General features: G+C 48.7%; 9 protein-coding genes. 5 read left to right on the forward strand and 4 right to left on the reverse strand.

Features of this window, described 5'->3' with window-relative positions:
- A partial coding sequence (locus H6F50_RS03710) for an alpha/beta hydrolase (RefSeq protein WP_190426454.1) occupies positions 1–392 on the reverse strand: 392 nt, incomplete at its 3' end.
- 354 nt (positions 393–746) lie between these two features.
- Positions 747–953, reverse strand: a complete 207-nt coding sequence (locus H6F50_RS03715) for a hypothetical protein (protein WP_190413438.1) — start codon at positions 951–953, stop codon at positions 747–749.
- Between the two features lie 242 nt (positions 954–1,195).
- Here H6F50_RS03715 and H6F50_RS03720 point away from each other — a divergent pair, with 242 nt between their 5' ends.
- Both H6F50_RS03720 and H6F50_RS03725 read left to right on the forward strand, forming a co-directional pair.
- Positions 1,196–1,780, forward strand: a complete 585-nt coding sequence (locus H6F50_RS03720; RefSeq protein WP_190426457.1) for a hypothetical protein — start codon at positions 1,196–1,198, stop codon at positions 1,778–1,780.
- 145 nt (positions 1,781–1,925) lie between these two features.
- On the forward strand, positions 1,926–2,705 hold the full coding sequence (locus tag H6F50_RS03725; RefSeq protein WP_190413442.1) for a hypothetical protein: 780 nt from the start codon (positions 1,926–1,928) through the stop codon (positions 2,703–2,705).
- Positions 2,706–2,781: 76 nt separating this feature from the next.
- Here the strand turns inward: H6F50_RS03725 and H6F50_RS03730 are convergent, their stop codons facing one another.
- A complete protein-coding gene (locus H6F50_RS03730; RefSeq protein WP_190426467.1) occupies positions 2,782–3,270 on the reverse strand; it encodes a hypothetical protein in 489 nt (162 codons plus the stop codon).
- Positions 3,271–3,359: 89 nt separating this feature from the next.
- Between H6F50_RS03730 and H6F50_RS03735 the strand changes: the two genes are divergently transcribed.
- Entirely contained in the window at positions 3,360–4,046 is a 687-nt protein-coding gene (locus H6F50_RS03735; RefSeq protein ID WP_190426459.1) for a polysaccharide deacetylase family protein, read from the forward strand.
- 659 nt (positions 4,047–4,705) lie between these two features.
- Entirely contained in the window at positions 4,706–5,908 is a 1,203-nt protein-coding gene (rpoD, locus tag H6F50_RS03740) for an RNA polymerase sigma factor RpoD (protein WP_190413446.1), read from the forward strand.
- 146 nt (positions 5,909–6,054) lie between these two features.
- Here rpoD and H6F50_RS03745 read toward each other — a convergent pair whose 3' ends face one another.
- On the reverse strand, positions 6,055–6,210 hold the full coding sequence (locus H6F50_RS03745) for a chlorophyll A-B binding protein (RefSeq protein ID WP_190426461.1): 156 nt from the start codon (positions 6,208–6,210) through the stop codon (positions 6,055–6,057).
- 202 nt (positions 6,211–6,412) lie between these two features.
- Between H6F50_RS03745 and H6F50_RS03750 the strand changes: the two genes are divergently transcribed.
- The coding region (locus H6F50_RS03750; protein WP_190426464.1) for a glycoside hydrolase family 15 protein at positions 6,413–8,898 on the forward strand (2,486 nt) is incomplete at its 3' end.

An 8,898-nucleotide genomic window follows, 5' to 3' on the forward strand; every position in this document is an offset into this window, starting at 1 on the left:
TCGGGGCGAGCGATCGCAGCTCGAATTGTAAAAGCAGCCGTGAGAGAAGATGCCACGACGGGTACTGGCTCGTTACAAGTCTGCTCGATGAACTCAATAATTGTGTTGATGTAGTCATCTATCTGGTAATTGCGTGCGGGGTGGTCAGACCGACCCCAACCAATTAGGTCGGGTGCAATCACTCGATAATCGGTTGCAAAAGCTGGATAGACTTTCGACCATTCGTAGGCGGATGACCCACCACCAAAGCCATGTAGGAAAACCAACGTGGGCAGATTCTCTGACATGGCTGCATCCGCCGAGCGCCAAGGTGCCCCCTTGGGGGTGTAGTACACCACTCTTCCCAAGGAAGTGACAATCGATTGCATCTCAAAGCCGGGTGGCTGAATCATGAATAAACCTCATTGTTATCGCCACGAGCGCTCATTGTCGCGAATTGTTGAGTGTTAGAACGTCTGACTACTGGTTGATTCCTAACACCCAGTTTCAATCGGCGATGCTCAGTTGAGCTGGTGACTGATACTATTTTAGATTTTTGCTTTAGACTTTGAACGATGAAACGCTTGCATATAGGTGGTTTCAGAATTTCTCATCGGGTAGCGTCAGACCAAACGATCTAGCAGCAAATGCGCCCAGCCTACCTGGAGCAACGATCCTGTAATTTATCCGCAATTTAAAGGAACGATAAAACAACCGTCTTGAAATTAAAGATTTTGCAAATAGTTATCCCTAAAGGCAGATGTAAATTAAGGTAAAAATACATCAGCCGGTTGATAAGACTTTCCGCTATGCCAATCCAGCCGCTGGTTTTTTTCCGCCAAATTAGAAAAAATCAGAGATAATCCAAACGGTAGGGGGTGAAACCCCTCACCGGGTTTTTGCGTATTTAAGTAACAGGGTGTGTGCGATCGCGATGGCAATCGGTCATCAGCCAATGTTGATGACTGGAACATTTCTTCTAAAACTTCCCTCACAAGAAATTAAAAATGCGGAATTTTTTGCCTGAGGGAAGAAGCATTACTCGGAATCAGATCGTAAAAGACGCCCCATAAGTCAAGGAGGCTGAATGAACAGAGGGGGGATTAGTAGCTTCAGGTCGTCACTCCCAAGTGATAGCTCCGTCAAGTCTGGAGATATCTGCGTCGGAGTAATAAACGGCGATCCAGTTCTTGAAAAAGTACATTCACAGAATGTTATGGCAAAGCAATGCAGTCTTCCGTGGGATGAAATCAGCGACTTTAACGCATCCGCATCCGCACCAACAATTGAGTCGCTCAGTGGGTCCACCGTTGTCGCTTCTCCTAGCGAGGAGCCGGCTAGCGCTGACTCCGGCTTCCCCTTACATAAGGGAACCTGCGTTCGCCTCAACATGGAAGACTTGAAATGCTTTGACGTGGTGGAGCGCCAGTTTCAGCAATGGGGTCTCACGTTTAGAAATGCGATCGCTCTCCATCCCTCCAACCCCGCTTTCCCCCCTCGATCTGGCACCACCGTCCTCATGGGTGCCCCTAAAAACGGCTTGATAGAAATTTCCTTTGAGTTTCCGGTTCGCTTTGTCAGCGGCTTTGTCACCAGTTCTCAGCGAACAATTTTATCTGCCTACGACCAGCAAAACCAACTCCTGGGACGCTCGGAGTTAACAGAGCCAAATCTAGCCGGAACGAATTCCAATATTCCTCCGAACAGTCAGCTGAGCGTCGCAGTACCAAATATCTATCGGATCACCTTCTACGCTTTTGATGGCTGTCTGACCGTCGATGACTTGAGCTTTGGTTTGTGAGCGGTCATCGGTCATTGGTTCGTAGTCATTGGTCAACTTGGTAAAACAAAGGACGAATGACTACGGGCTACGAGCTTAGGACTAAAAGGTATTACGATAGTTAACTCGTTAGGTATAATCTATCTGACTTAAGCAGGAAACTTTCGTGGCACAGGCGTCGTCTTGGCGACAACAACTCGTAAACCAGATCCAATTGGCTCTGTCGCAGAAACAATTAAAAATGCCAGTCCTCAAGCTGTTTCCCCGGCACCCAGATCAGGGATCGGGCAGCTGGCTGGTGGTGAGCGCCGTTGTGGTGGTGATGCTGTTCTGGAACTGGAAGCTCCTACTGGCTACCGGCGCTGGTGTGTTGGTAATGTTGCTGGTTTACCTGATGCAGGAGTGGGACTGGCAAGTACACTGGTCGAGCCTGCAACGGTTTTTTAGTGGTTCCAACCGGCAATTAACGCTTGCCGTTGGCAGTGGCGGCATTGCCAGCCTCAGCACCTATATGGCAGTTTCCATCTGGGTAGACTCTGACAGTCCCTGGATTGCTGCTGGTGCAATTCTTCAAGGTCTGGGCACTCTGGCAACCCTAATCCTGTTGGTCTGGCAAATTATTAGCCGTCAACTGAATCGGGATGAAGCTAACCTGAACCATTGGTTAACGGAGCTGACGCAGGTAGACCCCCTGAAGCGTCTGATTGCGGTTCGCCGACTTTGTGCCTTAGTCACAGAGGCTCGGTTAGAGCGGGAGCATCGACGTAGTGTTGCCGAATACTTTCGGCTGATGCTGAATCAAGAACCGGAAGCAGCGATCCGAGATGCGGTTCTCGATGGTCTGCAAGCATTGGAGAGTAACCAGCCGTTAATTAAGGGTAGTCAACCGTTAAAGACGCCTGTTGTTTTGAAGCGCTCTGTGGCTAAAGTCCGCAGGAAGAATTAAGCAGGGGGGCAGAGGAGCCGAGAGACAGGGAAGAAGCGATCGCCCCCGCTTAATTTTTGCTTTTTAATATCTCTTTTTAATTCTCAAACTTGGGTTCCGCTTTCTCCACAGAGGAATCATTGACTCCTAGCGTCAGCTCTAAAGGCGTTTGGGAAGGATATGCCTTGACAACCTCTCGATAAACATCGTAATTCGTCGGCAAGGCAACACTCTGCCCGTTGCTGCGATAAGTAATTTGGTAATTCACATCTCGCAAAATCTCTGGCTGGCTTGCCTTTTCGGCAGGTTGCAGCCGCTGTTCAATTTCATCAAGCGTGGGTCGTGGTGGCAGTGCAGACCACCAAAGTTCCCGTTCGTCGGGGCCAATTACCGCGCCTTCTGGCTTCTCCCCATTGCGGTTGAGTAAGGAAGTAGAGCCAAAAGTTTCGATTCGCTCTTGATTGCGACCCGGATTAGTCGAGTAACCGACTTTCCAGGTTAAAGTTGTCCGGGCGGTTGCTTCATACTGGTTAGTGGTTACGGTGCTGCACCCAGAGAGAGCAAATAAAAGAGAAGCTCCCGCCAGTATGGCAAAACATGGTCTTTGTTGTTTAAATTGACCTTTGAGACTCACCGTCTGTTGACACCCATTAGAAAAACGACATCAAAGAGCAAATGCAGCTAGCTCCGCTATTTCCTATTGTGTACCGAATTCTTCAGCCTGCCTTTCCCCGTTGTCTGTGGTCGGGTACTGGAAATTCACGAGCGATCGCTCTCACGTTTGATGATGGCCCCCATCCCCAATACACTCCCGAACTCTTGAAAGTGCTAGACCACTACGGCATACCCGCCAGTTTTTTTTGGCTGGGTGTTTGCGTTAACCGCGCACCAGCGACTGCCAAAGAAGTCTACCGGCGGGGTCACTGGCTTGGGCTACATGGGTACGATCATCGCGCTTTTCCCAAGCTGAGTCCAGCTGACCTCAAACAAAGTATGGAACAGACACAGCAGGCGATCCAACACGCCTGTCAACTCGATCCACGATTTATTCGTGACGTTCGACCCCCCAATGGTTTGTTTACACCCCAGACCTTAGATTTATTGCAGCAGTGGAACTATCGACCTGTCATGTGGAGCGTGGTGCCGGAAGACTGGGTACAGCCTGGGGTTAGCGTCGTCGTACAGCGAGTTTTGCGGCAAGTCCAAAATGGTTCGGTCATTGTTTTGCATGATGGCTATTATGGAGGTCAAGATGTGGCTGAAACGACCGCCCAGTTAGTGCCTAAACTATTGCAGCAAGGATATCAATTTGTTACCATCGATGCGCTGTGGCAGCAAAGTCAGTTGACCTCTTTAACCTAAATACGAAATATATTGATGTTTTCTCTGTCACATTTTGGCTCTTGTTGATTAGAATGACGGAATAGAATTCAGCCATTTGTCGCAACCCATCGCCCATCAAGCGTCAGTAGGATAGAGTTGCATTTAAGCAAAATGCGAAATCAAGCAATATTTTCTCTATTTTTGCCTAAACGTTCATTACTGCTTAGTGCTACTCTCCCCAAACCTTTGACGCTTAACTATAGGCTATTTATAGAAAGACAGCGCTCAACTGGCTGGAGGCATCACCAAATCAACCAGCGAGTGTTGCTGGTAAATCCTGTACAAGCTAGTTGAAGGAGATGAGATCGGAGTGGGTGTATCAATTCCAATCGGATTATCCATTGGGAAAAGCCGCCTTGACATTAACTTCATATTTGAAGGTTTAAATAAACCAAAAGCGTGCAAGTTTTGTGAGAAAGGCTACAATCGGAAAGGTTTTGAACACTACCAGCATTAACACCTATTTCAACGCGGTTATCGAACGCTGGCGTTGCACGCAAGCGCATTCTCTCTTTTCTCTCATTGAGCCAGTCAGCAAGCGTTGAAAGCTGGCAAGGTATAACGACTGGCTAACTTGTTTTGTAGATTAACTAACACCATCTTCTGGTCTTTAACTGAAGGAGCATGAGGAATTCGGCATGACCCAGGCCAACGACGTACTCGAAATCATCACTCCGCCTGAGAGCGAGTTGGATCTCTTAATTGATGAAGACGCGGATCAAGACGACTTTGTAGACGTAACGCCCGATGAAGACGAAGGTAAGCCTGGTAAGGTCAGTAGATCCCGTCGTCGGGTGCAAACGAAAAAGAAACACTACACTGAGGATTCGATTCGTCTCTATTTACAAGAAATTGGTCGGATTCGTCTCTTAAGAGCCGATGAAGAAATTGAACTCGCACGCAAGATAGCCGACTTACTAGAATTAGAGCGTTTGCGCGAGCAACTGATCGAAAATCTGGAGCGGGAACCGCAGGATATAGAGTGGGCTGAGGGAGTGCTGAAATCTGAGCGAGTCTGGGAACAACTCGCTACTCAGCTAGGGCGAGAACCCCAACAAGAAGAGTGGTCTAAAGAGGTGAAGAAGCGCCTACCAGCGTTCCGACATCGCCTCTATGTAGGTCGCCGCGCTAAAGACAAAATGGTGCAGTCAAACCTGCGTTTGGTGGTTTCGATTGCCAAAAAATATATGAATCGCGGCTTATCCTTCCAAGACTTGATTCAGGAAGGCAGTCTAGGCTTGATTCGAGCCGCTGAAAAATTTGACCACGAAAAAGGTTACAAATTCTCCACGTATGCGACGTGGTGGATTCGTCAGGCAATTACGAGAGCGATCGCGGATCAATCTCGCACCATTCGACTACCTGTTCACCTGTACGAAACCATTTCTCGGATCAAAAAAACTACCAAGCTTCTATCCCAAGAAATGGGTCGCAAACCCACTGAAGAAGAAATCGCTACTCGCATGGAAATGACCATCGAGAAACTGCGATTCATTGCTAAATCAGCTCAGTTACCCATTTCTCTAGAAACTCCCATCGGTAAAGAAGAAGACTCCCGTCTGGGTGACTTCATCGAAGCAGATGGTGAAACCCCCGAAGATCAAGTTTCTAAAAACCTCCTCCGGGAAGATCTAGAAAGCGTCCTCGACACCCTCAGCCCCCGCGAACGGGATGTGCTGCGTCTGCGCTACGGTTTGGATGATGGACGCATGAAAACTCTTGAAGAAATCGGTCAAATCTTCAACGTTACCCGCGAACGGATTCGTCAAATTGAAGCGAAAGCTCTCCGCAAGTTGCGGCATCCCAATCGCAACAGTATTCTCAAAGAATACATTCGCTAGACAATCCTTTTTAGCGAGATAAATAATAGTAGGGGCGGGTTTCTTTACCTGCCCCTACTATTATTTGGGAAACAAAAAACTGGGAGTTCCTAGATAAACTCCCAGCGAGCTTTTGAAATTGACCAAATTTATAAAATTGAAATATATTACATCAGACCCCAGAAGTGAAGCACGCCTTGACCTGTGGTGAGTTCAATCATCATGGCAATGAAAAAGCCGATCGTGGCAAAACGCCCATTCCAATTTTCAGCTTGGGGCGTAAAGCCAATCTTGGTTGCATCGTTGCAGTCTTGAGTTTGCATAGTCTTAACTCCATAAAATAAACTTTTGTTACCATCTGTACAAGAATGTAACTAAAGAATTGTAAACGCGCAGCAATCTGCTTCGCGAGGCAGATGAATTTTAGCTTTGGTGCGAAAATAAAAAGCACTTGGGCTGGATTTCTGACACTCTCTTCGTTTTGCCAGGGACGACCCCCAGCACCCCTCTCTTTAGGAGAATGATATGTTGCTAAACGCCTCACAACCGCTAAGCGATCGCCTAGACGATTACTACCACCAGATCAAGGCTGTCATTCTCAACCGTCAAAATCCGATTACGGGTCTGTTGCCCGCCAGTACTGCAATTAACGCCCACGGCGACTACACCGATGCCTGGGTACGCGACAACGTTTACAGCATTCTCGCCGTTTGGGGGCTGGCGCTGGCTTACCGCAAAGTCGATGAAGATAAGGGGCGCACCTACGAGCTAGAACAAAGCGTCGTCAAGCTGATGCGGGGGCTATTGTTTTGCATGATGAGACAGAGCCACAAAGTCGAGCAATTCAAACAAAGCCAATCCCTCCTAGACTGCCTGCACGCCAAATACAACACCAGCAGCGGTGATGTTGTAGTCGGCGATGATGCTTGGGGACACTTGCAGTTAGATGCGACTTCGCTGTTTCTGCTGATGCTGGCTCAGATGACGGCATCGGGGTTACATATCATCTACGCCATTGACGAAGTCAACTTTGTCCAAAATCTGGTCTATTACATTGGCAGAACTTACAGAACCCCCGATTATGGCATTTGGGAGCGGGGAAATAAGATAAACCGGGGGAATCCAGAACTAAATGCCAGTTCGGTCGGGATGGCAAAAGCCGCTTTAGAAGCAATAAGCGGACTGGATTTATTCGGAGTGCGCGGTTCTCAGGCTTCTGTAATTCATGTGCTGCCGGATGAAATTGCTCGCGCTCGTATGACCCTGAAATCCCTGTTACCAAGGGAATCTAGCTCCAAAGAAGTGGATGCGGCTAGCTTGAGCGTCATTAGTTTCCCAGCCTTTGCGGTGGAAAATATGGAGCTGATGGAACGCACCCGGCAGAAAATCATCGACAAATTGGAGGGACGCTACGGGTGCAAACGCTTTTTGCGAGATGGACACCAAACTGTTTTGGAAGATACCAGCCGCTTGCACTACGAACCTTGGGAATTGCAGCAATTTGAGCATATTGAGTGCGAATGGCCTTTATTTTTCACCTACCTGGTTCTGGATGGCTTGTTTCGAGGAGACATGGAACAAGTTAAGGACTATCAAGAGTGCCTGGAGTTTCTGCTGATTGAGCAGGACGGTTTGCGGCTGCTACCGGAGCTTTATTATGTCTCGGCGGAAAAGATTGAGGCGGAGAGACAGAACCCCCACACCCAACCGCGCCTGCCGAATGAAAATATCCCCTTGGTGTGGGCGCAAAGCTTGTACCTGCTAGGAGAAATGCTGAGTGAAAAGTTAATCGCGGTGGGAGATATTGACCCGCTGGGACGGCACCTGAGTGTGGGTCGGGAAGGAAACCCGATGGTACAAATTGCGCTGCTGGCAGAAGATGAAAAGTTACAGGCTGAATTAGCAGTCCACGGCATTGCAACGCAGACGCCGCAACAACTGGAGCCGATTCAGGTGCGTCAAGCAACAGAACTCTCAGCGGTTTATACCCAAATTGGGCGGAACGACAAGCTGGGACTCACGGGCAGGCCCGTGCGCCGGTTGCGGACTTTAACAACATCGAGGATTTTTCGTATTCGCAGCGAGACGATTGTCTTCTTACCGTCATTTTTGGATCAACAGCAGTTTTACCTGACCCTTGACTACCATTTCTTAGTTGCTGAAATTCAGAGCGAACTTGCTTATATTCAGCGCAATTGGTTTGAGCTAGGGCGTCCTACGATGACGTTGTTGCTGACCCACGCAATGCTGGAAACCGGCTCAGAGGCGCTTCTAGAACTGATGCAGGAGCTAAAAGATGGTTTATGCAATGGGGTTCGAGTGAAATTGGGGCGGCTGAATCAGCTGATGCTGACATCTGGGACACAACGAATTGATTTTCTACACGACTTTGAGTTTACCCAATCGCCGGTTCAAGATGCCGCGACACGACGGTACTACCTGACCAGCCATCCCGATAAAAATTGGCCGCTGGGTAATACTCAAGAATTTATGCTGGAGTGCGAAACCAATTTGGGGTTATTGCTCTCTAGCCTGCGGGAGTCGGAAAACATCTACGAACAAATCGAGTTGTTGCATACCTTGGTGCGGTTGCAGGGATTGGATTTTGATACCGGCTTTGGAGGTCCAGGACAGCGAGTGACAGTGGCGGATTTGCTGGATGAAGTTTACACCAAGGCAGGCACCAGCGAAGCGTCCCCCCACTGGACGGTGGTACGTCATGCCGCTGGGTTACTGAATAAGGTTGATATTGGCTTATCGGATGCGGTGACGGATATCCTGGTGCGGGGCAAGCAGATTACGGTGGGCAAGGCGTATACTGAGGCGTCGCTGATGGCACGCCCGATGTCTTATACAGAAATTATGGACAAGATCCGCGAGTTCTGTGGGGAGGATATTCGCGATCGCGTCTTCACTCAAGAAATCCTAATTTACCTAGGTCTGCTGATCAAGGGGGAACCTCAGCTATTTGATGGTTTGCTGACGCTGCGGGTGGGATATTTGATCCTGCT

This window comes from Coleofasciculus sp. FACHB-712, from assembly GCF_014695635.1.
Taxonomy (GTDB): domain Bacteria; phylum Cyanobacteriota; class Cyanobacteriia; order Cyanobacteriales; family FACHB-T130; genus FACHB-T130.